Consider the following 25644-nt stretch of genomic DNA (forward strand, 5'->3'; position numbering starts at 1 on the left):
CTCCGCAGCCGGTTCCCTGAGCTCACTTGAGCAACGGTTCCAGCCGGTCGGCGCAGGGTGTGTGGCCGATCGTGCGACACAGCCGGAGGGCCTGCTCGGCCGCCCGCCCGGCCTCGGCGCGGTCGCCCCGATCGCTGTGGAGAGTGGCGAGTTCGGTCAGGGCCGCGAGCTCGGGCAGGCGGTAGGAGTTGATGTGCGCGGTGTCGCGAGCGTTCAGGCCGACCCGGATGGCGCCCGCCAAGTCGCCGCGGGCGGCGAGGAGACGAGCCCGCGCGACCGCGGCGTAGCTCTGGTGCCACCGCAGATTCGCGGCGCCGCTGAACTCGTCGGCCAGGTCGAGGTGGTCGCCCGCCTCGTCGAGCAGGCCGAGGGGGATCTCGGTATCGGCCAGCGCGATCAGGGCCGCCGCCTCGATGAGCCGGTCTCCCTGGTCGCGGGCGAGGCCGAGGGCGCGAAGCGCCGCCGTGCGGCCGGCCGCCCACCGCCCGGTTTCCCAGTACAACCGGCTGAGCCAGGTCTGTATGTAGGCCGCGCTGCCCGCGCCCAAGGCGCCGGACAGGGCCGCTGCCTCCGTCAGGGCGGATTCGGCTTCGTCATAGCGGCCCTGGTCTACCAGGGTGGAGCCGAGATCGCGCAGGTCATTCGCCTCCGCGTAGGCCAGTCCGTGCCTGCGGCTCAGGCTGAGCGCCTCTTGTCGACAGCGCTCCGCGCTCTTCAGCTGACCCAGGTGGTGGTACTGCATGCCGAGTCTGTTGAGGGTGCGGTTGCGTCCGACGACCGAGCCGAGCTCCGTGAAGAGGTCAGCCGCACGGCGGTTGTAGACGATCGCCTGCTCAAGGTGGCCCGTCCATTCCAGGGCCCAGCTCAGGCTCGCCCAGGACTCGGCCATACCTTCCCGCCAGCCGCACGCGGTGGCGATATTGGCGGCCCGTTCGAGATGGTGGACGGCCTCCTCACTGCGAACCGCACGGAACAAGCTCTTGCCTATCGCGTAATGCAACATGGCTCGCATCGCGGGCATATCTGGCTGCGTGCCCCGCTCAGCGGCGGCGAGCAGGGTCGGTGCGATCTCCAGCCATTCGCCGTGGCGGCCGGTACTGTTGCAGATGATCGACACCTGCTCCGCCAGCCGCCAGATCCCGGGATCGGGATCGCGGCGGGCTGTCTGCGCGAGCGCGGCCACCAGGTTGGAGATGTCTTCGGCGCTGGGCGGGACCGGGGAACAGGCCACCGGAGAGGCGTGCCCCGGCAGCCGGATCTCGTCGGGAGCGCACCAGGCGGCGATGGCGTCGCCAAGGCGAAGGTAGTGGTCGAACAACCGGCTCCAGGCGGCGTCGCGATCCGGGTCGCCGCCGACTTCCACGCCGGCGTAGAGCCGTACCAGGTCATGCAGCCGGAACCGGTCGGCGCGATGGTGCTCGACGAGGTGGGCCGCGGCCAGGACCTTGACCGCCGTACGCGCCTCGGCGAGCGGGACACCGGCGGCCGAGGCCACCGCCTCGACGGTGAAGTCCGGCCCCGGTACGAGCCCCAGCAGGCGGAAGACGCGCTGGTCGGCCGCCGAGAGCGCGCGGTAGGACACGGAGAAGGCGAGGGTCACGGGGTTGTGGTCGGTGCCGTCGAGGGTGAGACCGGTCAGCGGGTCTCCCGCGGTCAGCTCGTTCACCACGGCCGCGGTGCCGCTCCATGGGGTGGCGGCGTTGGCCGCGGCGATGCGCAGCGCGAGCGGCAGGCCGCCGCAGAGCCGGACGAGGTCGGCTCGGGCCGCCGCCTCCGACGGGCTGTCAGCCGGGCCCAGCATGCCGTCGACCAGGGCGAGGGCGTCCCGTTCCGGCAGAGCGCCGAGCGAGCGCTGCTCGGCCCCCGCCTGCGCCACCAGCTCACCCAGGTGCTGACGGCTGGTCACCAGCGCCGCTCCCGACGGCGGCAGCAGCGGGTCGATCTGCTCCGCAGAACGGGCGTTGTCCAGAACCAGCAGGACCGTACGTTCGGCGAGCAGCGAACGGTAGAGGCCGAGCTGCGCGTCGAAGCCGCCGGGGGCCTGCGAGGGCTCGACACCGAGGGAGAGCAGGAGCCGGGCCAGGGCCGCGGCCGCGGTCAGGGGTTCGTGTTCGGCGTCGTAGCCGCGTAGGTCGACATAGAGCTGGCCGGAGGGGAAGCGGCTCTTCGCGCGGTGGGCCCAGTGCAGGGCCAGCGCGGTCTTGCCCGTTCCGGCCGTTCCGGTGAGCACGCACACCGCGCCGCTGGCGTCCAACGCGTCGTCCAGCCACGCCAGCTCCCGCTCGCGCCCGGCGAAGCCGCGGATGTCGCGGGGCAGTTCGCCGGGCCGCGCGGGACGTACGGTCTGAACCGTCTGCCCAGCTTCATCCTGTCGGGCATCGTCGGCCAGGAGCCGCTGGTGCAGCTCCCGCAGCGTCTGACCCGGCTCGATGCCCAGCTCGTCGACCAGCCGATTCCGGGTGTCCCTGAACACCGCCAGCGCCTCGGAACGGCGTTCGCACCGGTGCAGTGCCAGCATGAGCTGCCCCTGCAGGCGCTCGCGCAGGGGGTGCTCGGCCGCCGCCGCACGGAGCTCGGGCACGATCTCGCTGTGGCGGCCCAGCTCCAGCTCGGCCTCGAACAGCTCCTCCAGCGCGCCGACCCGGCGATCTTCCAGCCCGGGGCGTTCCTGCTCGACCAGCCTCTCGCCGGCCCCGCCGAGCGCGGACCCGAGCCACAGCGCCATCGCCGCACGCAACCGCGGCGCCGCGGCCTCGGGGCGACCGCCGGCCAGATCCTCTCGGGCGGCAGCCCTGAGCTGCTCGAACACCTCCAGGTCGACCTCGCCGCCGCCGGTGTGAATGCGGTAACCGGTGCCGATACGGCTGATCAGCTCCCTGCCCAGCAGGGCCCGCAACTCGTGGACGTAGACCTGTAATCGGCCGATGGCGGTGCGCGGCGCCTGCTCTCCCCACACCAAGAACATCAGCCGGTCGTCCGACACCGTGCGGTTCGCGTTCAACAACAGCGCGGCCAGCACGGTGCGCTGCTTCGGCGAGCCCAACTCGATCGGACCGCCGGGCCCGTCCACCGAGACCGGCCCCAGTATCCGATAGTGCTGCACGCCTGCCCCCTGTGCGCCCCATGTTACGCCGTAGCGATCTCCACGGCCCGTCAGCTGCGGAATCAGAACGGAAGAAAAACGGAAGAGCGGCCTCATATCGTCCTCCGACTGAACAACCTGCACTGCGGTTGAGCGTCTCGGCGCAGGCCCGGACCGTCCGGCGGGGGCGCCGGTCAGGGAACGCCGCGCCGAGACGCTCGGATGGCTCGTGCAACCGAAAGAGGTCGTCACCGAAAGAGGTCGTCACCAAAAGAGGTCGTCACCGAAGGCGGTTGTCACCGAAGGCGGTTGTCACCGAAATGGCAGGTCGGCGCGGAGCGGGGGGCGGAGCGGATGACGGAAGCGGAGCGGCCCAGTGCGATCGGGCAGGCGCTGCTGGCGATCAGCGACAAGTGGACCTTGCTGATCCTTCAGCGGGCCTTCCTGCTGCGCATGCGGCGCTTCGCCGACTGGCGGGACGAGCTGGGGATGTCCGAGTCGGTGCTGGCGAGCCGGCTCAAGGAGTTGGTCGCGGGGGAGCTGCTGCGCCCGGCCCCCTACCGTGAGCAAGGCCGCACCCGCACCGAATACCGGCTGACCGAGCGCGCGATCGAGCTGTGGCCGATGCTGGTGGAGATCTGGTCATGGGAGCGCAGGTGGGTTCCGCTTCGGCAAGGGCTGCCGGAGCTGACGCACGACGTCTGCGGCAACCGTACCGAGGTGGAGCTGGGCTGCGCGGGCTGCCGCCGGGCGCCGGTCGCCGCCCATGACACCGAGACCGTACGGGGCGCGGCCCTCTTCGCCCAGGTGACGGTGCCGCGCCATCACCGAAGGATCATGCGCGAGGCCGAGACCGACCCGCTGTCGTACTTCCCCGAGACCTTCGACCTGCTGGGCGACCGCTGGAGCACGGTGATCCTCGTTGCCGCCTTCTTCGGCACGCGGCGCTTCGCCGACTTCCGGTCGGAGCTCGGCGTGGCCCCGTCGGTGCTGGCCAACCGGCTGCGTCAGTTCACGACGCTGGGCGTGCTCGCGGTGGAAGAGCCCGGGTACCGGCTGACCGCCAAGGGCCTGGACCTCTTCGGGATCTTCGCCTGCGTCGTCGACTGGGCGCAGCGGTGGTACACCGGTCCGCCGGCCACCGACCTGCGCGTCACCCATCGCGCGTGCGGTCAGCCGTTCCGCCCGTGTCTGCGGTGTGGGTCGTGCGGGCAGGCGCTCAGCCGTACGGAGGTGCACTTCGTCGTCCCTGAGGGGCGGTTGCCGTCGCCCAGGAGGCGGATCACAGCTTCAGCTCCCTCTTGAGGCTCTGGGGTCCGCCTCTTGAGCGTCAGAGCAAGGAGGTCGGCCGACCGGCCGTTCCTTCCGCATGATCATTCACTGTAGGTGAAAGGAGGAATCGGCGAAATGGGTTCGCGGGTCAGTACATCTTCGTGGTGCTGCGCTGAATGGCGGCGGGGGACAGGCGGACGCGGTTGGCCGTGACCCGGTGGCCGCGGGCGTCGGTGACCCGTACGGTGAAGGGGCCCTGGCCCACGCCGGACTCGGCGATCCAGTAGTTGTAGTCGGCGCGGGCCAGCTTGCGCCAGGTGCCGCCGGTGGTCTTCACCTCGACCGAGGTGAGCGGGTTGCCGTGGTCGATGACCAGCAGGGCCAGCCACCACTGCGACGACCCCTCCTTGACACGGAAGGAGAGCGGCCGGCCGACGCGCGGGTTGGCGAGCGGGCGGTAGGTGACGCCCACCAGGCCCTTGCCGGGGTCCGCGACGCGGGCGAAGGCCGCACGGCTCAGGTCGACGTGCCTCGCCTGGCACTCCGGGCACTGGTCGACGACCTTGACCCGGACGGTCCCCTTCGGCCCGGTGACGTCCAGGTAGCCGCCGCAGGCAGCGGCGGCGGCGTACTCGCCGGGGGAGAGCGCGACATAGAGGTCGCCGGCGGGAGGTGACGGATACGAGCAGTTGCCGCCTCCCGATTGAAGCTCGTACAAGGTCGCCTGCCCCTTGATCACCTGCGCTCCCCCGTTCCGGGCTGGTTGCGCCAGGGCGGGGGTGGAGAGGAGCGAGGTCGCGGTGAGCGCGGTGGCGAGAACTGCGGGTATGCGTCGCATCCGGGGGGATCCTCTCGTAAGGGACGGATGCGACGGTAGCGAAAGGAGTGGATCTCAGTACGGTAAAGCGCTATATATCCAACCGAGACCGATCTGGTCACGTGAACAGCTGGCCGCCGTTGACGTGGAGCCCTCCTCGCTCAACAGCCCCGCCAGCGTCCGGCCCAGTCCGGGACCCGCCCCAGTGACGACCGCAACCTTGCCCTCCATCAGCGCGCATCGACTCAACCAAGCGTTTGCTCGCTAGCCAGCGCATTTACACCATGGACAACATTTCGTCAGACGGTTAAGTTCGCTGCGAGATGACAACGATGTCAGTCCCGGTCCCTCCAGCAAGGAGCAGCGATCGCTGATGGTGTCACGACGTACTTTCCTGTGGGCGAACGGCGTGGTCCTCGCGGCCGGCGGCCTCGGAATCACGCTCCCCGGCCCGGCCGCCGCCACCACCCGTACCGGCGTCCCCCTCCTGCCGAATTTCGGCCGTCCCACCCGGCTCGATGTCGCCGACGTCAGCACACTTCATGGAAACGACCAGTTGCTGCTGACCACCCTCCAGGGAATCGTCAACCGGCGGCAGCCGCGCCTCTACTTCAACTACGACAGCGCCGATTACGACCTGCGCTGGCTGTCCAGCACCGGCGCCGCCGTCACACGCCATGACCGGCCGCTCGACCTCGTCGCCCGCTACAAGAAAGAGGTACGCGGCGCGATCGTGCACGACCCGGCGGTTCCCGACTCCGTGAATGTCGCCACGACGCTGGCCGGACTGGAGAACGCCGTCGCCGCCACCGCCGAGCAGGCGAGCCAGTACGGCTTGAGAATCATCACCGACCTGCGCGGCCGTTTCAAAGCCGACGACATTCTGGGGACGTACCGGTGGCAGCTCGACCACCTCTTCCCCCGCTGCACGCACGCGCTGCTCACCGGACTCCCGCCGACCAGGACGGTACGCGTGGACGGCGTTCAGTGGCGCGAGATCGCCCGCGAGAGCGAGCGCGTCCGTGACACCTCCAACAGGGCAGTCCGCACCTTCGACCTGAGCCAGGAGCTCTCCGGCCAGGACGGTGTGTACCTGCGTTTCCAGGATTCCCTCGGCGACGACGGCTGGGGCGCCTCGGTCGGCTCGGTGAAGGTGAAGGCCGACGGCAAGGAGATCGTGTCCTTCATCCCGGGCACGGAGGCCGAGGCCCCGTACCTGTTCGACGGCCTCAATTCTTCCATCGGCGGGGACGCCAACCGTTTCTCCGACGGCGGCGGTTACTTCATCTACCGATTCACCGCGCCGGCCGGAACCCGGCAACTCCTGGTCGAGGTCGACCTGTGGAACCAATACCTGGTCACGGCCGCTACCACCGCGCCCACCCGGGTGGAGCCCTTCCCGTATTTCCGCGACTACGCGGCCGCGATGCGCGCGATGGTGTTCTGGCTGCCGCCCTCGGGGGAGACGGGAAAGTTACTCGACGAGATTCTCGGCAAGGTGAAGCCCACCACCCCGTACGCGGGCTGGTTCTCCAATGACGTGGCGGGTGAATGGGGCGGTGTGGACCGCGCCTCGCAGCACGCCGTCGAAGTGGTGCCCGCCGACTACTACATGAACGCCACCGTGCACGCGGGCGTCGCCGCGAAGGTCTCCAACCGCCTACGACCGAGACCGGCGGCCACGTTACGCGACCGCGTCTACCTCACCCTCACTTTCGGCGAGGGCGACAACATCCAGTACTGCCAGCGCAGAATGCGCGAACTCTGGGACGACCCGAAACGCGGCGCCGTGCCGGTGAACTGGACCGTCAGCCCCCTGCTGGCCGACATCGGCCCCGCGCTCCTGGCCTACTACCAGCGCACGGCCACCGCCAACGACCTGCTGATCTCGGGCCCGTCCGGCGCCGGCTACACCTATCCGGGCTCCTGGCCCGCGAAGGACCTGGACGCCTACACCGAACTCAGCGGACGCTTCCTGCGCGACACCGGCATGGACCTGGTCTACGCCTACAACTATCGCAACCCGGAGAACACCGGCTGGGTGGCGTTCGACGAGCGCATTGCCGGCTCCTACCGAAAGAACACCCCGGTGCGCGGCATCATCCAATCCTGGGAAAGCGGCGACCTGCGGGCTCGCCCGGCCGGCATCCCGCTGATCGGCAATTTCTCGCCCCAGGGAAAGGCTCAGGAGTATCGCGACTCGCTGGTGAAGCACATCGAGGGCTGGGACGGAAAATCACCGCTGTTCATCGCCGGCGCGATCAACGCCTGGAACTGGACGCCGGCCGACGTCGCCGAGCTCGGCACCCTGCTCACCGACCCCTTTGAGATCGTCCGCGGCGACACCTTCTTCAAACTGCTGAACGACGACTTCGAACGACGCGGCACCCGCTGATCCCCCTGGGGGCCGGCGACCCCGCCCGTGTCCGGACGAGGTCGCCAGGCCCCCGACTCTGATCAGCGAATGCCCCTTATACCCATACGTTGTGTGCCGCAGTTGCCGAAGCCCGTCGAACCGCCGGAGGCCCGGACAGTGAAAGCCGACGGCTTCTCCTTGGCGCCCAGGTCGCTGATGAACCCATTGAAGGCGACACAGATGTCCTTGGCCTGTGCTTTCACCGGACCCGCGTAGGACTTGTAGGTTCCCACGTCCTCGAACTTGTCGGCGTTGTCTCTGCCGGCGACCTCGACGAAGAGGGTCGCCCTGGTCAAGGTGGGCTGCCCCACGAAACTCGACTTGATGGTGACGACGCAGTTCTCCCCGGTACGCGCGTTGTAGAGCAGGTAGACATAGCCCCGGACGATGTCTCTCGCGTCGGTCACCGCCTTGGTGCCGCCCGTCACCTTCCCGAAGCCGCTGCCGCACACCTGCTCAGGGGTGTACCCGTTCTCCGCGGTAGAGGCGGAGGCGGGCAACGCGGAGAGGGCGGTCGCGACCAGAGCCGCTGCGGCGAATCGCGCCGTGAGCCGGCTCATCCGCTTCATCGGCCTGGTCAAGTCGTTGTCGCTGAAGCCCATGCTCAGAACCTCCTTAGGTACGGTCGGCCAGGCAAAAAGGGGTTGATTGCCCGGCATTTCCGAGGCTGGCGGGCGCGGCGGTTGTCCGGAACTGTTCGGCGTGAAATCCCTGGTGAAGTCCGGACAATGAGTTGTCCGCGGACAACCATTCTGTTCAACTGATCATCAGAGAGAGGGGAGTGGGAGGGGGCGACAGCGATGAGCGGCCGGGTGGGCAGGCCCCAGGGCAGGCCGAGAGGGAGCACGCAGCAGGCGAACGCGCTGGCCGAGTTCTTGCTGACGCTGACCGGTGGGATGACCGTCCGCGAGCTCGCCGGTCGCTACCACGTGGGCAAGACGCTCTGGGGCGAGTACCGCTCCGGCCAGAAGATCATCCCGCTGGAACTGCTGCGCCGGCTGATAGAGGACCGCACGCCGGACGAACGCACCCGCCAGGCTCGCATGGAGACGGCCGCGCGGCTGCACCAGGCGGCCCTTGAGGGACCACTCCAGACGCCTGTTTCAGCGGCCTCGCCGTCGATCGCCGAACCCTCGGCGGCACCAGAGCTCGCGAAAGCGCCAGAGCTCGCGAAAGCGCCAGAGCTCGCGAAGGCGCCGGACTCCGCGAAAGCGCCAGAGCACACACCAGCCCTGGAGCCCGCGCCGACGGCGGGACCGGCGTCGGCCGGGAGACAGCGCCCACGCTCCCTGAAGCTCAACAGCGGCGGAGCCGGAATCGTCGTCCTCGCGGTGCTCATGCTGCTGCTCGGATTAGGCCCGGCGAACGTGGACAGCGCCGCGAGCGCGCCGGGCACCCCCGAGGTCGGCGCCGCCGCGATGGCCGCGCCGCTCACGGGCACCGGCGTGTTCGCCATCGGGCCGGGCGGCAGTGGCGTCTTCCAATGGGACGGTGAAGACGCGACCGGGTGGACCAGGATCGGCGCCGCCGCGAAGCAGCTCTGGTCCGGGCCCGCGGGCTTGTTCGCGACCGGGATCGACGACCTGCTCTACGCGTACGGAGGGCGTCCCGGTTTCTGGTTCCCCATCGGCGAACCGGGTGACGACCTCGCGGTCAGCGGCACACATGTCTACCGGCTGACCGCGGACCGTCAGGCCGTACACGTCTGGGACGGACATGGCACGTCATGGACCCAGATAGGCGGCCCGGCGGCGCGGTTGTACGGCGGCGAGCCAGGTCTGTTCGCGACCAACCCGAACGACGGCGGGATTTTCACCTACCTGGGCCGCCCTGGCGAATGGGATTTCGCCGGGTCGGCGGGCGCCTCGTTCGCACTCACCGACAGGCACCTGTACGGCCTCGTCCCGGAACGGACCGTGGTCAACCGCCGGCTCGCGGGCGGGCGGCCGGGAGCGCAACCGTCCTGGGTCTACGCGGCGGGCCCGGCCGGCGACCTGTACGGAGGCGCCGCCGGCCTCTTCTCCACCGATCCGTCGGGCCAGCGGCTGCGCGTCCTCATGGAGCCGGGGACCGACGTCAAGAACCAGAACTGGCAGGACATCGGCCCAGCGGGCGCGGAGGTGCGGGTCGGCCGGCAGGAGGTGTACGTCCTGACCCAAGACCGCTCGGAGATCCTCCGCTGGTCCCGCGACACGGGCACGTGGCGCCGCATCGGCGGACCCGCCCGAACTCTGACGGTGTGGGCAGCGGGCGGGGACCCTCACTCGCCGGCCGGCGGCGATCGAAAGCGGAACTAAAGCCGCCTTCACTAGAGTCGCCCCGCAACTGAAGGGACGGACCACGTGCGGAAGATCTTGATCAGCCTGGGCATCGCGGTGGCGATCGTGTCGGGCTCCATCGCCGCGGCGCAGGCGGACGACATGGACCCGGATTGCATAGGGGTTTACGAGAACGGCATCTGTGACATGTCCTGGACCGATGTGGGCAGCGTCAATCCGACACCGAGTCCCACACCGACGATGGGGACGGGGATGCCGCTCAACCGGGGCTGACGATGGCGAGGGCCTCCGCCGCCTTGGCCCGCCAGCGTTCCGCCCCCATGTCGGCGAACAGCGCGTGCGCCTGCCGCAGGTGGCTCAGCCCGCGGGGATCCCCCTGCCGGCTGAGCAGCAGGCCGAGCGACAGCCTCGTTCGTCCCTCGATGTGACGTTCTCCCAGTTCCTGTGCCATGTCCAGAGCACGGGACAGGGCGCGTTCGGCCTGTTCGGGTCGGCCAAGGGCCGCCTGTGCCTCGCCTGTCCCGTGCAGGACGTATGTCTCACCGATCCGGTCGCGGACACTGCGGACGATGGCCAGAGCCCCTTCGAACGCCTCCAGCGCGCGCTGGGCGTCTCCGCGTAGCAGGGAGAGCTCGGCGATGCGGTTCAGCGCCTGGGCCTCGCCGCGTTGGACCGCGTCGCCCCTGAAGATCGCCAGTGCGCGGTCGAGCAGCGGCTCCGCCTCATCCAGGCGATCCTCTTCGAGATGGATGGCCGCGATGCTCACCAGGACATGGCCTTCGGCGGCCCTGTCTCCCACGGCCTCGAGCAGCGGGAGCGCCTGCCGGTACCGCTCGAGCGCCGCGTCGAGCTCGCCCCTGACCCGCTCCGAGAGGGCCAGGTTGCGCAGCGCCAGAGCCATGCCGTGCACTTCGCCGATCTGCTCGAAGATGTCGATCGCCTGGATCAGCAGGGGTTGCGCCTCGCCGTAGCGCTGCTGGAAGTTGGCCAGCGTGCTCAGCGAGTACAGCATCGCCCCCTCGCCGCGGGTGTTGGCGGCGCTCCGGCAGGACTCGAGGGCGGTCTCGGAGACGGCGCGCCACTCGTCGTAGTAACCGTGGATCTCGAAGAGGGTGATGGCGGTCATCGCGATGTTCCAGCACAGCTCGTCGAGGTCGTGCGCCGCCGCCTGCCGTACGGTCGCCAGGAGCGTCGTGCGCTCCTCGTCCAACCAGCCGAGCGGATCGTTCCCGAACAGCGCGTCGGCCAGGGCGTCGTCCCGGGAGTCGCCGGTGTTCTTGCCGCGCAGCAGGGTGAAATGCCCGCCGTAGTAACGCTGGTGGGCCCGGTCGGCCAGGAAGAGGAAGCGCTTGCAGGCACGCTCAACCGCGGCCTGGCGCTGCTCCTCGCTGTCGCTGGCCAGGGCGCTTTCACCCGCGTACGCACGTACCAGGTCGTGCATGATGTACCGCCGGCCCCTGCGGACCAGCAGTGAGGCGTCGACCAGCTCGTCGAACGCGCCCTCGGCGGCGTTGTCGCCGAGCAGCGCCTCGCCGAGCCAGTGGGTGCTCTGCGGGCTGTCGAGCAGCCCGATCCGCCGGAACAACGTCTGGGCCTTGCTCGACAGCCCTCGATAGCTGACGTCGAGGCTGGCCCGTACCTCCAGATCACCATGGCTGAGAACGTCCAGCATGGTGCGGGAGTCGCCGAGCATGTCCACCAGGGTCTGGACGCTCCACTGCGGGCGTACGGCGAGCCGCGCGCCGGCGATGCGCAGCGCGAGCGGCAACCCGCCGCACTGCTCGGCCAGCGTCCTGACCGAGGCGGGCTCCAGCGCGGCTCGATGAGCGCCGATGTCGTGGGTCAGCAGTTCGACGGCGCCTTCGCCGTCGAGAACGTCGAGGCGGACCACCCGGTGCTCCGGCAACCCGGTCAGGTGGTGACGACCGGTGATCAGAACGGCACAGGGCGCACCGCCGGGGAGCAGGTGCCAGACCTGTTCGAAGGAGCCCGCGTTGTCGAGCAGCAGGAGCATGCGGCTGCCGGCCACGGTGGAGCGGAACAGGGCGCCTCGCTCCTCCAGCAACCGGGGTATCGACGAGACCCCCAGAGCGCGGAGGAACTGGCTCAGCACGTCGGTCGGCTGCAGCTCACCGCCGCGCAGGTCGATGTAGAGCTGCCCGTCCGGATAGCCGGGAGACAGCCGGTGCGCCGTCTGGAGCGCCAGCTCGGTCTTGCCCACGCCCGCCCTGCCGACGATGGCGGCGATGGGTAACCCGGTGCCCGCGCCGTTCGCCTCGAGGAGCGAGCCGATCCGGCGCGTCTCGGCGTCGCGTCCGGACAGCCGCGAGATCATCGGCGGGAGCTGCCTCGGGACCGGCGTCTGGCGCACCACCGCGGGCCCGTTGTCGAGCTCCGCGTCCTGGTTGAGTATGGCCAGTTCAAGTCGGCGCAGCTCGTCTCCGGGCACCAGGCCGAGCGTGTCCTGCAGCATCACGCGATAGGCGTGGAAGACGTCGAGTGCCTCGGCCTGTCGTCCCGAACGGTAGAGCGCGAGCATGAGGAGGCCGTGCAACTGCTCGCGCAGGGGATTGTCCTGGACGAGGCCGCGCAGCTCGGCGACCAGTTGCTGATGGCGGCCCTCTTTGAGCTCGAGGTCGATGCACTGCTCGTGGGCGAGCAGACGGCGTTCCTGTACGCCGTGCGCGATCGTCTGGATCAGGTCACTGCTGACGTTGGACAGCATCGGACCGCGCCAGAGCGCCAGCGCCGAGCGCAGGGTCCTGGCCGCCTGGGCGGGCTTCTCCAGTCGCGCCTGCTCGGTCAGCTCGTCGAAGTCGGTGAGGTCGAGCTGTCCCCTTCCGATCCGCAGCAGGTAGCCGGGAGGCATGGTGATGAGGAAGTTGTGCGGCTGGGCGGTGTCGCCGAGCAGCCGGCGCAGGTGGGAGATTCGGATCTGGATCTGGTTGCGGGCGGTCTCTGGGGGCGCCTCACCCCATATGGCCTCGATCATCCTGGTGACGGGCACGACCCGGTTGGCGTCGAGCAGCATGATCGCCATGGCGACGCGTTGGAGGCCACCTCCGAGGTGAAGCTGCTCCCCGCCCCGTTCGGCCTCCAGCGGTCCGAGAATCCTGAAACGCATGATCTCCTCCGCCGAGGATCATTCCCGGGCAAGGTTGCAGATCGCACAATACCGCCCGTTTGGGCGATCGTAGCCGAGAACGATCTGGCCGCCCCGCTCCCTCGGCCTCGGAGGTGCCCAGCCAGAGCCGGATCCGCCCGCTCCCCGGGACGCCGCTCCCGCTCCGCGAGCCTGCCCCAGTCGCCCGCCGCAGCATTTATATACCGGCGAAAGCGAATCAAAACCGTGCTGAGGTAATGTCAGGCCGAGCTAAGCCGACACGACAAGGGGTGCGATGCATATTACTGCCCGAGCGCCGGATGAATTGGTGAGCGTATTCGCATTGACCGACGGAACTATTGCCATGCAAGGCGCCGTCGCGGTCGCGGCGAAGCTGATCGGCCCGGTCGGCTTCGATATCTTCCCGACGTTCGAGGAGCTGGCCGCCGCGACGGAGAGTGGCTCCCCGGGCGTCGTCATCGTCAATCCACTCCATTTGCAGATGAATCATCCGCTGGAAAAGATCGAATGGCTCTGCAGAACGCAACGCGTTCTCGCCTTCTGTCCGACGCTGGACAATGCCGAGCTGATTCTCCTGATCGAACTTGGCGTGCGTGGCCTCATCGACTGGTCGTCACCGGCGAAGGCGTTGCGCGATGCGGTCGACAGCGTGGCCAAAGGGGGGCTCTACATGTCACAGGGCCTGCCGGTGGCGACGACCGCACTCCCCGGCGGGCCCACCGTGACGCCGCTTCAGACCGACGTCCAAGGACTCACCTCCCGTGAGCTCGAAGTGCTCAAGGCGCTGGCTCATGGCATGACCCACAAAGAGATAGCCAGGCAGCTGGACCTGTCCAAGGCCACGGTCGACACCTATGTTCAGCGGATCCGCCGCAAACTCGATGTCGGGAACAAGGCCCAGCTGACACTGGCGGCCTACGCGCTCGGGCTCATTCTCCGCGAGGACGTGCCCTCCGGTTTCGACCACGGGCAGGACAACCCTCCCGACCACATGGGCCGGGGGCTGGTCGTGGGGGGACGGTCCTGATCTAAGGCCAGATCTAAGGCCTGATCTAAGGCCAGATCTAAGGCTGGTACGCGGCCTCGACCGTCTGGATGAATTCCTGCTCCGTGCCGGGCATGGGCGAAGGAGCGGGAACGCACCCCGCGTCACGGAATTCGGCCAGCCGCTCCTGGACCTGCTCCCGTGTCCCGATCAGCGACAGCTCCCCGGGCTCCGGCTTGCCGTAGGCGTCCAGCACATGCCGGTAGTAAGGCAGCATGCGGTACGAGGCGGTCGTCTTCTCCCACCGGTTGGTCTGCTCCACCAGGTCGTCGCCGGTGTAGGCGGGGAGGATGGTCAGGACGGTGAAGTCCTCCTCACGCTTGCCCAGAGCCGCGCACGCTTCGCGGACCACCGGCATGACCTGCTCGCGCACATAGCGGGCCGAGCACAGCCAGATCACGATGCCCTGACCGAACTCGACCGCGAGGCGGATCATCTGGGGACGCAAGGCGGCCAGGTAGATCGGAACCGGCTGGTACGGGTCGGCGTACTGGGAACGCGCCGTGAAGTAGCGTCCCTCCACGCTGGCCGCGCCGGCATTCGTCAGATCCCGGACGATGGACAGGTATTCCCGCATCACGGCGATCGGCGGCCCCTGCTTGTAGCCGAGGACGTACTCGTTGATGAACTGATGGCTGTAGCCCAGACCGAGGATGAACCGCCCCCGCGAGAGCTCGGCCAGCGTCGCCGCCGACTGGGCCATGGAGACCGGATGCCGGGCATAGATCGGCAGCACCGCCGTGCCCACGGTCATGGCCGGCGCCGCGTTCAGATAGGTCGCGGCCATCAGGGTCGCGTCCCGCTGATCGGGTTGCTGCTCGAGCCAGAGCTGGTCCACGCCCAGCCGCTCGGCGAGCTGGACGCGCGTTGTCAGCTCCGCGGGGTCGAGGAACCTCGGGGAGATCATCAGTGGGCGCTGGGCAGAGGTCATGTGGCCTCACATCCTCGTCTGCTCGGGCGTACGGTCGACGACGACATCGACGTAGGGCGCGGGTTGCTGGACATGTTCGAGATCGGATTCGAGGACCACGTTCGGGCCTTCGCGGCCGACCTCGGTGAAGCCCGCGAAGGCGTAGGTGATCTGCATGACGCGATTGCGGCCGGTCTCCACGAAATCCGCGCGTAGCCGGGCACCTGCCGCGTGTGCCTCGCTCATCACGTGATTGAGCAGGATCGTTCCCACCCCGCGGGACATCGTCCGGCAGGACATGAGCAGCAGGCGCAGATGCCAGTGCCGCGGGCCGCGTTCGACCAGGGCGAGCCCGATGGTTCCGTAATCGCCGAACATGTCTTTGAGGTCGGCGACGAGCAGCAGATGGTCGGCGCTGCTGCGCAGCTCGTCGAGCTCCTCGTAGGAGTAGGTGCGGCCGGTCGAGTTCAGCTGGTTGGTCCGGACGGTGAGTTCCTCCGCCCGCTGGAGATCGTCCCGGGTGGCGCGGCGGATCACGAACCGCATGCCCAGGTGGGCCAGGAAATCCTCGGGAGTCCCGTGGAAGGTCCGCTCGGACTCCTCCCGCGCGATCTGGCCGCGGAACATCTCCCGCCGGTGCCGAGATTCCACGGTGACGAAGCGCGGCGTGAACTCCGGTGTGTCCGCCGCCTCCATCACCTCCCCCGGTGCGAGGCACAGGACGCCGGGATGAACGTGCGCCACCTCGGCCCGTTCGAACTCCTGGTCATCGATGAAGGCGAGCGCGTCCGTGGCGACGTTCAGGCTCTTCGCGATGCTCGCGATCGAGGTGGACTTGGCGCTCCAGCCGATCTGGGGGTAGACGAACATCTCTTCCAGCCCCAGCTCACGTAGCTTGGTGAGTACGGTCTGCTCGTCGTTCTTGCTGGCCACGGAGTGGAGTACGCCTCGGCGGTCGAGCTCGTGGATCAGCTGGACCAGGTCGTCCCGGAGCGAGACCTCCCCGTCCTCCAGCAGTACGCCGTCCCACAGGGTGTCGTCGAGGTCCCACACCACACACTTGATCCGGCCCCGGCGTGCGGCGTCGCTGTCAACCGTCATGGCATCGCTTTCTGGTAGGCGGCATCGGCGATGGTGATCTGCTGGATCTCGGAGCTGCCCTCGATGATCTCCATGACCTTCGCGTCGCGGAAATAGCGCGCCACCGGATGGCGGGCGCTGGCCCCGTTCGCGCCATGGATCTGCACCGCCGCCGCCGCGTGCCGGGCGGCGGCGGTGGAGGCGAAGTACTTCGCGATCCAGGTCGCCATGATCGTTTGCGCGTCACCGGCGTCCTTGAGCCGGCCGGCTCGCTCGTACAGAAGCCGGGCGGCGGTGACGTCCGTGACCATGTCGGTGATCTTCGCGCGGATGAGCTGCAGCTCACGCAGCGGCACATCGCGTATCCGGCGCTGTGAGGTGTAGTCCGCGCAGGCGTCCAGGCAGGCCTGCGTGATGCCGACCGAGCCCGCGGCCACGCTGAAGCGCCCGAGGTCGAGCGTGCCGGTGAGGACCATGCCCGCCGCGAAGCTCTCCGGGCCGAGCAGCGCGTCGGCCGCTACCGGGACGTCGCTCAGGGTGACCGTCGCGAGCATGCTCGCCCGTGTCCCCAGCATGTCGTCGATCGGGGTGATCTCGACTCCGGGCGTCTCGCGGGGGACGAGGAACGCGGTGATCGCGGGGCCGTTGCGGGCGAAGACCAGGAACAACCCCGCGCGCCGGCCTCCGGTGATCCAGGTCTTCGTGCCGTTCAGGACCCAGCCACCGCCGACCCGTCGGGCGCTGGTGGTCATCCGGGTGGCATCGCTGCCGACCTCAGGTTCGGAGACGCACAACGAGGCGGGAACCCGGCCCGACGCCAGCGACGGCAGCCATTGCCGGCGCTGATCCTCCGTGCCCCAGCGATCGACCGCGAACGCGACCATCGTGTGGACGGTGAGCAGGCTGCGCACCGAGGAGCAGCCGCGCCCGATCTCCTCGTGGATGGCGCCGAGAGCGGCGTAGGAGACGCCGCCGCCGCCGACCTCGACGGGCAGGAACGGCGCCCACAGACCGGCCGCCCCGATCGCGTCGAGCAGCGGCTCGGGAACCCGGCCGAGGCGGTCGTACTCATCCGCGGTCGCCGCGATGTGGTCGCGCACGAAGCGCCACGCCGACGCGCGATCTCGCACCTGGTCGAGCGTGCGAGGGGGCGTCGAAGCCGTCATTGCCCTACGGCGGGCAGCGCCTGCCGGTGAACCAGCTCCGCCATGCAGTTCACGGTGCGGAAGTTGTCGAACTTGAGCTCGTCGTTGGGAATGGTCACGCTGAACTTCTGCTCGATGTACATCACCAGCTCCATCGCGAACAGCGAGTTGATGAACCCGAGCGAGAAGATGTCGTCGTCGTTGGTGAACGCGGCGTCCGGGAAACGTCCGTGTATGAAGTCGTTGATGGTCTCGGCGGTGTAGTCGCCCATGGTCAAGCCTCCGCTGTCAACCGGTTGTAGGTGTAGAAGCCCCGTCCCGACTTGCGTCCGTGCAGCCCGGCGTCCGTCATCTGGGCCAGCAGCGGGCAGGGGCGGTATTTGCTGTCCGCGAAGTTCTCGTACAACGTCTGGATGCTGTACAGGATGGTGTCGACACCGATGAGGTCGGCGGTCTCGAGCGGCCCCATCGGATGGCCGAAGCAGCCGCGGAAGACCTCGTCGACCTGATCGGCAGTGGCGGTGCCCTCGTACACGAGATAAGCGGCCTCGTTGACGGTCAGCATCAGGACGCGGTTGGAGACGAACCCGCACGCGTCCTTCACCTGAATGGGCTGCTTGCCCATCTCCTTCAGCAGCGTCCGGACGCGATCGAGGGTCTCCGGTGAGGTGTGGTAGCCGGGGATGAGCTCGACCACCGGCTTCAGCGGCACCGGGTTCATGAAGTGCACGCCGGCCACCTGGGCCGGCCGTCGCGTGACACTCGCCAGTTTGGTGATCGGAATCGCCGACGTGTTCGCCACGAAAAGGGTTTCCGGCCCGCAGATCTCGTCGAGCCGCAGGTAGACGTCGCGCTTGAGCTCGAAATTCTCGGTGATGTTCTCCACCACGATTTCCGCCGTGGCCAGCTCGCCCAGGTCGGCGGTCAGGGTGATGGCATTCATCATGGCGGAGACGTCGAGCCTGGGGCCGCCGAACATTTCGCTCATCCGGAAATTCCGGGCGAGCAGGCCGCGGCCTTTCTCCAGAATGTCGGTGCTTCGATCCATGGCCACGACCCGGTGCCCCGCCTGTGCGAGATTCTGTGCCACACCGACGCCCATGACGCCCATGCCGACAACGCCCATCAAAGCCATGGCCCCTCCATCCTGCTGATGTCGAGGAATTCTTGGTCGGCACGCACGGTCGTGTCAACGGGCGAAAACGGCCCGCGCTGCTGGCAGTTCACGGTTGGCAGCATGCTGACAGCGCGTATCGCCTGGACCGCCCGAGACGTCGCGGGACACCATTGCCCGAGCGTGGGCCATGGCCGACGAAGGATAAAAGGCGCTTCGCACGGGGCGTGACGGGCAGAGGGAGCCTGATGTTCGAACAATCGATTCGTGACCACGACATCGCCATCATCGCCATGTCCGGTCGCTTTCCCGGCGCGGCGAACGTGGCGCAATTCTGGGAGAACATCAAGAATGGCGTCGAGTCATTCGCACATTTCACTGACGAAGACCTACGCGCGTCGAACGTGGACCCGCGGCTGATCGCCGATCCCGATTATGTGAAGGTGCGGCCCGTTCTCGATGACATCAGGGGGTTCGACGCCGGGTTCTTCGGCTTCAGCCCCAGGGAGGCGGAGATAGCCGACCCCCAGCAGCGTGTCTTCCTCGAGGTCGTGTGGGAGGCGCTGGAGCAGGCGGGGTACGGCAGGGCCGACAACCGTGACCGCGTGGGCCTGTGGGCCGGCATGAACATCAGCATGTACATGATCGACCGGTTCGCCGACCCCGAGGTGCTGGGGAGGATAGATCCCTACGAGCTGATCACCGGTAACGACAAGGACGCCCTCGCGACCATGGCCGCCTACCGCCTCAACCTCACCGGGCCGGCGGTGTCGGTGCAGACGTTCTGCTCGACCTCGGCGGCGGCCATCCACCTCGCCTGCCAGAGCCTGCGCCAGGACGAGTGCGAGCTGGCCGTGGCCGGTGGCGTCTGCGTACGCGTACCCGACCGCGTCGGCCATCTCTACGTCCAGGGCGGGATGGCCTCACCGGACGGGCACGTCAGGACCTTCGACGAGCAGGCCCGGGGCGGCATCTTCGGTGACGGCGCCGCGGTGATCGTGCTCAAGCCGCTGCGCCGCGCCCTCGCCGACCGCGACACCGTGCTCGCGGTGATCCGCGGCTCGGCCATGAACAATGACGGCGCCGCGAAGTTCAGCTACGCGGCCCCGAGCGTGGTCGGGCAGGCGGCCGCCGTGTCGGCCGCGCTCGCCGACGCCGAGGTCTCGCCGCGTGACATCTCCTACGTGGAGGCGCACGGCACGGCGACGGAGCTGGGCGACCCGATCGAGGTCGCCGCGCTGACCCGGGCGTTCCGGGAGACCGAGCAGGAGCGGTCCGGCCAGGCCCTGCTGGACCGCCAGTACTGCGCGATCGGCTCGGTCAAGACCAATATCGGGCACCTGGACAGGGCGGCGTCCGTCGCCGGTCTGATCAAGGTGGTGGAGGCGTTCAGGCACGAGCTGATCCCGCAATCGCTGAACTATGAGACGCCGAACCCGGAGATCGACTTCGCACGTAGTCCCTTCTACGTGGCGGGCAAGGCGGTCCCGTGGCCGCGGCAGTTCGGCCGGCAGCGGCTGGCGGGGCTGAACGGGCTGGGGATGGGCGGCACCAACGTGCACGTCGTCCTGCAGGAGGCGCCGGAGCCGCGGGAACGGCCGTCCGCGCAACGCTCATGGAACGTCCTGCCCCTGTCGGCGAGGTCGGAGCGGGCGGCCGAGGAGTATCGCGCGCTGCTGGCCGATCATCTGACCCGCACCACCGACCAGGACCTGGCCGACATCGCCTTCACCCTGCAGGAAGGACGGGCCCTGTTCGGCCACCGCCGGGTGTGCGTCGCCAACGACGCGGCCGGTGCGGCGGCGGCGTTCGCCGGCAGCGCGGCCGGCGAGGCCACGCTCCTGGCCCGCCACGATCCCTCGCGAGGTCGCCGGGTCGCCTTCATGTTCGCGGGGGTCGGCGAGCACTATGCGGGCATGGTCGCGGGGTTGTACCAGACCGAGCCGGTGTTCCGCTGGCACCTGCGCCACGTGCTCGACCTGCTCGCCCAGCATTCCACCGTCGACGTGCTCGAAGGGCTCACCGGCGATCGCGCCGACGCGGGTCTCGACCTCGCCGCGCTGCTCGGCCGCGCGGAAACGGGCGCGCCGTCTTCGCTGAGCGACACGCGAGCCGCCCAGCCCGCGGTGTTCGCCGCCGAGTACGCCCTGGCCAGAACGCTGATGGACTGGGGGATCCAGCCCACCGCCGTGCTGGGTTACAGCGTGGGCGAGTACGTCGCCGCCTGCCTGGCAGGGGTGCTGTCGCTCCCGGCCGCCGTCAAGCTGGTCGCCCGCCGGGCCGAGCTCATCGCCGGCCTGCCCGGCGGCGGGATGCTGGCCGTCGGCCTCACCTGGGAGAAATTGTCGGCCCGAGTGCCGGACCTGGACGAGCGGGGCATCGACCTGTCCGCGGTCAACCCGGGACAGGTCGTGGTCGCCGGACCCGTCACCGCGATCAAGGCTCTGGCGGTGGAGCTCAGGGCCGCCCAGATCGGCTGCCGTGAGCTGGACACCACGCACGCCTTCCACTCCCGGATGCTCACCCCGGTGATGGACGAGCTGACCAAGTGGGTCGCCGAGAACATCACGCTCAACGCTCCGACCATGGACTACGTGTCCAACGTCACCGGTGGCATGGCGGATGCGGAGCTCGTCACCGACCCCGGCTACTGGGCCCGGCACATGTGCCGGCCCGTCCTGTTCGCCGATGGTCTCGCGCAGTTGCTGCGGCGCCAGGACATCACCGTGCTGGAGATCGGTCCCGGACGGTCGCTGGGCGCGATGGCCCGCGCCCACGCCGACTGTGATCGCTCGCGGTGGCCGCTGATCATCTCCACGCTTCCCTCCGCGCACGAGGACAAGAGCGACGACAGGACCGTGGCAGAGGCTCTGGGCGAGCTGTGGCTGAACGGCGTGAGCATCGACTGGTACGCCTACCACCACGCCGACCAGGAGCGGACGCCCGGACGGGTGCCCTTGCCCACCTACCCGTTCCAGCGCGAGGAGTACTGGTTCAACGCGGGACACGGCCCGCGCGCGCAGAACGAGCACGCGGACGAGCTCAGCGCCGACGAGCTGATCAGCGAGTACGAGACCCTGCCCCTGCTGCCCGAGTCCCAATGGATGAATCTGCCCGTGTGGCGCCAGCGGACGCCCCCGCTCCCGCTGGCGGAGGCCGACGAGACCTGGCTGGTGTTCACCGACGACGGCGATGCCCAGCTGATCGCCGAGCGCCTGTCCGGGAACCTCACCCTGGTCCGGCCGGGGCCCGCGTTCGCCGAGGGGCCCGACGGGTATCGCATCAGGCCGGGAGACTCCGACGACACCCTGGAGCTGTTCGCCGCCCTGCGCAAACAGGACCGGCTGCCCACCCGGGTGCTGCATCTGTGGACGCTCGGCGCCGACGGTGTGCGGGACACCCTGCTGCGCGGCACCCACACGCTGATCGCGCTGGCCAGGGCGGCGCTGGACGCCGGCGCCGGGGGGTGGAAGCTCGACGTCGTCACCTCGGGCGTCTATCCCGTCACCGGCGTCGAGCGGATTCGCCCCGAGCGAGCGACCCTGTTCGGGCCGTGCACGATCATCCCGGTGGAGTGCCCCGGCGTCACGCTGCGGATGATCGACCTCGTCGAGGGCGAGCCGCCGCCGCTGCTCCCGCTGATGACGGAGCTGCGCTCGGAGCCCGGCAACCAGACCATCGCCCTGCGCCACGGCCGCCGCTGGGTCCCCGACTACGAGATCGCCGAGATCCCCGAACACCACCAGGAGCGGGAGCCGGTCAGCACGATCAGGCAGGGCGGCGTCTACCTCGTCACCGGTGGCCTCGGCGGTATCGGCCTGGCCCTGGCCGAACGACTGATCAAGGACTACCAGGCCCGGCTTGTGCTGCTGGGTCGTACCAGGGTGCCGTCAAGGGAGCAGTGGCCCGCGATCCTGGCCGACCCCCAGGCCACCGAAGAGGTACGGCGGCGCATCCAGGGCCTCACCGATCTCGCGGCGCTGGGCGGGGAGTTCACCGTCATCGCCGGAGACGTCGCGATCCAGGAGGACGTGGACCGTGCGGTCGCCGCTGCCAGGCGGGAGTACGGGGAGCTCAACGGCGTTCTGCACGCGGCGGGAGTGCCGGGTGTCGGCATGATGCAGTTCAAGACCGCGCAGGACATCGACCGCGTGCTGGCCCCCAAGGTGGCGGGGACGCTGGCGCTGGCCAAGGCGCTGGCGGACATTCCCGTCGACTTCCTGGCGCTGTTCTCCTCGGTGGCCTCCGTCACCGGCGCGCTCGGCCAGGCGGACTATTCCGCGGCCAACGCCTTCCTCGACGCCTTCGCTCAGAGCGAGCCGCTGGCCAGGACCCGGGTGGTGTCGATCGGCTGGGGCGAGTGGCAGTGGAACGGCTGGGAGGCGGGCCTCGACGGTTACGAACCGGTGCTGCGTGAGTTCTACCGGCAGCACAGGGAGCGCTTCGGCATCGACTTCGATCAGGGCTGGCGCTGCCTGCTGCGGGCGCTCGAACGGCCGGACCCGTATGTGGTGGTGTCGACCCAGGACTTCTCCGCGCAGGTCGCGGGCAGTCGTAACTACACGATCGAGGACGTCCAGACCGCGGCGACGCGGGGCAGGGGTGACGCCCGGCACGCCCGGCCCGACCTGTCCACTCCGTACCTGGCGCCGCAGACCAAGACGGAGATCGTCATCGCCGAGATCTGGGGAGAGGCGCTGGGCGTGGACCAGGTCGGCGTCCACGACAGCTTCTTCGACCTGGGCGGGAACTCGCTCATCGGGGTCGGGATCATCGCGGCGATCCGGCGGGTGCTCGAACTCGACCGCCTGCCCGCCCACGTGATCTATCAGTCCCCGACGGTCGGCACACTGGCGGCCGCCGTCGCGGCGAGCGCCGCGCCGGACCCTGACAGCACCGGTGACCAGGTCACCGACGACCACGCCGCGCAGCGGCAGCAGCGGCTGGCCAGACGACGTGCCAGCGTACGGGAGGGAACAGACGGTGAGTGAGGTCGACTACGACGCGGCGGTCGCCGTGATAGGCATGTCAGGCCGATTCCCAGGGGCCGGCTCCGTGGACGAGCTGTGGGCCAATCTCGCGGCCGGCCGGCCCGGACTCCGCGAGTTGAGCGAGGAGGAGCTCCTCAAGGCCGGCGTCGGTCCGGCCCAGCTCGCCGACCCGTCCTACGTCCGGGTGGCCGGCGGGGTGGAGGATGTCGAGATGTTCGACGCGGGTGTCTTCGGCTTCTCCAGGATCGAGGCCGAGGCGATGGATCCGCAGCACCGGCTGTTCCTGGAGGTCTCGTGGGAGGCGCTGGAACGCGCGGGCTATTCGCCGATGGCCGTCCCCGGTCGCGGTGGCGTCTTCGCGGGCAGCGGGTATTCCCTCTACGCGCTGCAGGCGGCCGGCCGGTTGATGGCGGAGCCGGGCGGCACACTGCTGATGGCGATCGGCACCGAACGGGACTCCCTGTCGTCGCTGCTCTCCTACAAGCTCGACCTGCGTGGTCCCAGTGTGACCGTGCAGACCTTCTGCTCGACGTCGCTGGTCTCGGTCCACCTGGCCGTGCAGAGCCTGCTGAACTACGAGTGCGAGTTCGCGCTGGCCGGAGGCAGCTTCATCCCTCTGGGGCAGGGCGTCGGCTACACCTACCACGAAGGGGACATCCTCGCCCCTGACGGCGTGGTGCGCGCGTTCGACGCCGACGCCCGCGGCAGCGTCGTGGGAAGCGGGGTGGCCGTGGTCGTGCTGAAACGCCTCTCCGACGCGCTGGCCGACAACGACCACATCGAAGCGGTGATCCTCGGCTCGGCCGTCAACAACGACGGCCGGGCCTGCGCCGGATACACCGCGCCCGGCGTGGACGGGCAGGCGGAGGTGATGCGGCAGGCCGTCTCGTTCGCCGGGGTCCGTCCGGAGACGATCAGCTATATCGAGTGTCACGGAACAGGCACGATGCTCGGAGACTCCATCGAGCTCGCGGCCATGGCCAGGGCGTTCCCGGCCGCCCGTGAGCGGCCGATCGTGCTCGGCTCGGTCAAACCCAGCATCGGTCACCTGGACCGCGCCTCGGGCACCAGCAGCCTCATCCGGGCCATGATGGCGATGAACCGCGCGGTACTCCCGGCCACGCCCAACTACACCAGCCCCAACCCGGCCCTGGCCGCCGTCCGCGATCGGTTCACGGTGCTCACCGAAGACCGGCCGTGGCCCGCGTCGGCCCATCCTCGCCGTGCCGGTGTCAGCTCCTTCGGGCTCGGCGGCACCAACGCGCATGTGGTGATCGAGGAGCCGCCCGCGCGCCCGGAGTCGCCGCGGCGCTCCGGCCCGCAGCTCCTCCTCCTGTCGGCCCGGGACGAGACGGCGCTCGACATGGCCACGCGCGACCTGGCCGATCACCTCGCGGCGAACCCCGGCCTCCGCCTCGACGACGTCGCGTTCACGCTGCAGCAATCGCGGGCGCATTTCCCGGTACGGCGGGCCGTGGTGTGCGCCGACGTCGCCGAGGCGGTGTCCGCGCTGGCCGATCCCGCGCGACGGCTGGCGGGGGAGACCCGCAGCCGGGATCCGCTCATCGACATCGACCTGCCCGAGCCCTCCTCCGTACCCGGGGAATGGTGGCAGGAGCTGCGGCTGGCGGCGGGAGAGATCACCGGAGAGCTGATCGAGCCGGTCGACGCGGACTCCGTGCCGGTCGAGGCGGTGGTGGCCTTTCTGACCGCGTTGACGCGGATGGGCGGCCGGCTCGGGCGGGTGAGCGGCGGCGAGGGTGCCGCCCGGCTCGTCACGCGGGTGACCGAGCGGCTCAAGGCGCCCGAGCAGGAGGAGGGACAGGTTCGGCTGAGCATCGCGCCGGTGACAGGACAGAGCGCGGCGCGCTGGCAGCTGGCCACCCTCGCCCGGTTGTGGCTCGCGGGCTCCTCCGTGGACTGGGCCGCGTTGCACCCCGGTGGCGGCCGGCGCGTTCCGCTTCCCACCTACCCCTTCCAGCGGCGCCGCTATTGGATCGAGGCCGCGCCCCCCGCGCCCGCGGCCGTCGACGGTCGCGTGGACGACCTGTCGCGCTGGACCTACGTTCCGGGGTGGCGGCACGCGCCCGCGGGGATCGCCGACCGCGACGCAGACCTGCGGGCGGCCGGTCCGTGGCTGGTCCTCGCCGGGCAGCGGTTCGGCGCGGACCTCGTCGAACGGCTCCGCCGGGCGGGCGCGGACGTGGTGGCCGCGCGACCAGGGTCAGGTTTCGGCGGCGACGCCCGAACGGGGTTCACCGTCCGTCCCGACGACCCCGGAGACCTGGACCTGCTGCTGCGCGGCATGGACCGGCCGCCGAGGACGGTCGTCCATGCCGTGGGCCGCTCCGGCGAGGCCGAGACGGGGA

General features: G+C 69.4%; 16 protein-coding genes. 7 read left to right on the forward strand and 9 right to left on the reverse strand.

The genetic code is table 11. The annotated features are described in order from the left end of the window. Window positions 1–22 precede the first annotated feature (22 nt). Window positions 23–3103, reverse strand: coding sequence for a BTAD domain-containing putative transcriptional regulator (locus AB0H88_RS33570; RefSeq protein WP_357651588.1), 3081 nt, complete (start codon window positions 3101–3103; stop codon window positions 23–25). 333 nt (window positions 3104–3436) lie between these two features. On the opposite strand from AB0H88_RS33570, the gene AB0H88_RS33575 reads away from it, so the two are divergent. Next, window positions 3437–4387 (forward strand): helix-turn-helix domain-containing protein, encoded by a 951-nt coding sequence (locus tag AB0H88_RS33575; RefSeq protein WP_357651590.1) that lies wholly within the window; start codon window positions 3437–3439, stop codon window positions 4385–4387. 115 nt (window positions 4388–4502) lie between these two features. On the opposite strand, the gene AB0H88_RS33580 is transcribed toward AB0H88_RS33575, so the two are convergent. Continuing rightward, window positions 4503–5192, reverse strand: a complete 690-nt coding sequence (locus AB0H88_RS33580) for an expansin EXLX1 family cellulose-binding protein (protein WP_357651592.1) — start codon at window positions 5190–5192, stop codon at window positions 4503–4505. A 352-nt stretch (window positions 5193–5544) separates the two neighbouring features. Between AB0H88_RS33580 and AB0H88_RS33585 the strand changes: the two genes are divergently transcribed. Then, window positions 5545–7566, forward strand: coding sequence for a GxGYxYP domain-containing protein (locus AB0H88_RS33585; RefSeq protein WP_357651594.1), 2022 nt, complete (start codon window positions 5545–5547; stop codon window positions 7564–7566). A 62-nt stretch (window positions 7567–7628) separates the two neighbouring features. Here AB0H88_RS33585 and AB0H88_RS33590 read toward each other — a convergent pair whose 3' ends face one another. After that, the gene (locus tag AB0H88_RS33590; protein WP_357651596.1) at window positions 7629–8189 is read right to left on the reverse strand and encodes a hypothetical protein; all 561 of its coding nucleotides are present in this window, start codon (window positions 8187–8189) and stop codon (window positions 7629–7631) included. A 198-nt stretch (window positions 8190–8387) separates the two neighbouring features. On the opposite strand from AB0H88_RS33590, the gene AB0H88_RS33595 reads away from it, so the two are divergent. Together AB0H88_RS33595 and AB0H88_RS33600 are read left to right on the forward strand one after the other, a co-directional pair. After that, the gene (locus AB0H88_RS33595) at window positions 8388–9884 is read left to right on the forward strand and encodes a hypothetical protein (RefSeq protein WP_357651598.1); all 1497 of its coding nucleotides are present in this window, start codon (window positions 8388–8390) and stop codon (window positions 9882–9884) included. Window positions 9885–9929: 45 nt separating this feature from the next. After that, on the forward strand, window positions 9930–10139 hold the full coding sequence (locus AB0H88_RS33600) for a hypothetical protein (protein ID WP_357651600.1): 210 nt from the start codon (window positions 9930–9932) through the stop codon (window positions 10137–10139). Here AB0H88_RS33600 and AB0H88_RS33605 read toward each other — a convergent pair. Further along, window positions 10126–12990 (reverse strand): BTAD domain-containing putative transcriptional regulator, encoded by a 2865-nt coding sequence (locus tag AB0H88_RS33605; RefSeq protein WP_357651602.1) that lies wholly within the window; start codon window positions 12988–12990, stop codon window positions 10126–10128. The genes AB0H88_RS33600 and AB0H88_RS33605 overlap by 14 nt on opposite strands. Window positions 12991–13297: 307 nt before the next feature. Between AB0H88_RS33605 and AB0H88_RS33610 the strand changes: the two genes are divergently transcribed. Then, complete coding sequence (locus AB0H88_RS33610; protein WP_357651604.1) at window positions 13298–14017, forward strand: response regulator transcription factor; 720 nt, start codon at window positions 13298–13300, stop codon at window positions 14015–14017. A 37-nt stretch (window positions 14018–14054) separates the two neighbouring features. On the opposite strand, the gene AB0H88_RS33615 is transcribed toward AB0H88_RS33610, so the two are convergent. The 5 genes from AB0H88_RS33615 to AB0H88_RS33635 are packed head-to-tail and all read right to left on the reverse strand — an operon-like array spanning window position 14055 to window position 18305. After that, window positions 14055–14966 (reverse strand): LLM class flavin-dependent oxidoreductase, encoded by a 912-nt coding sequence (locus AB0H88_RS33615; RefSeq protein ID WP_357651606.1) that lies wholly within the window; start codon window positions 14964–14966, stop codon window positions 14055–14057. 6 nt (window positions 14967–14972) lie between these two features. Then, complete coding sequence (locus AB0H88_RS33620; RefSeq protein WP_357651608.1) at window positions 14973–16046, reverse strand: HAD-IIIC family phosphatase; 1074 nt, start codon at window positions 16044–16046, stop codon at window positions 14973–14975. Beyond that, window positions 16043–17155 carry an acyl-CoA dehydrogenase family protein gene (locus AB0H88_RS33625; protein ID WP_357651610.1) on the reverse strand — a complete coding sequence of 371 codons (1113 nt, stop codon included), beginning with the start codon at window positions 17153–17155 and terminating at the stop codon, window positions 16043–16045. The genes AB0H88_RS33620 and AB0H88_RS33625 overlap by 4 nt, the downstream gene beginning before the upstream one ends. A 32-nt stretch (window positions 17156–17187) precedes the next feature. Further along, window positions 17188–17442: an acyl carrier protein gene (locus AB0H88_RS33630; protein WP_225300458.1), complete on the reverse strand. Its 255-nt coding sequence runs from the start codon at window positions 17440–17442 to the stop codon at window positions 17188–17190. Window positions 17443–17444: 2 nt separating this feature from the next. Then, a complete protein-coding gene (locus tag AB0H88_RS33635) occupies window positions 17445–18305 on the reverse strand; it encodes a 3-hydroxyacyl-CoA dehydrogenase NAD-binding domain-containing protein (RefSeq protein WP_357651612.1) in 861 nt (286 codons plus the stop codon). A 227-nt stretch (window positions 18306–18532) separates the two neighbouring features. On the opposite strand from AB0H88_RS33635, the gene AB0H88_RS33640 reads away from it, so the two are divergent. Continuing rightward, window positions 18533–23275, forward strand: coding sequence for an SDR family NAD(P)-dependent oxidoreductase (locus AB0H88_RS33640; RefSeq protein WP_357651614.1), 4743 nt, complete (start codon window positions 18533–18535; stop codon window positions 23273–23275). Continuing rightward, on the forward strand, window positions 23268–25644 hold a 2377-nt coding region (locus AB0H88_RS33645; protein ID WP_357651616.1), incomplete at its 3' end, for a polyketide synthase. The genes AB0H88_RS33640 and AB0H88_RS33645, both read left to right, overlap by 8 nt.

Source organism: Nonomuraea sp. NPDC050680, assembly GCF_040654555.1.
Taxonomy (GTDB): domain Bacteria; phylum Actinomycetota; class Actinomycetes; order Streptosporangiales; family Streptosporangiaceae; genus Nonomuraea.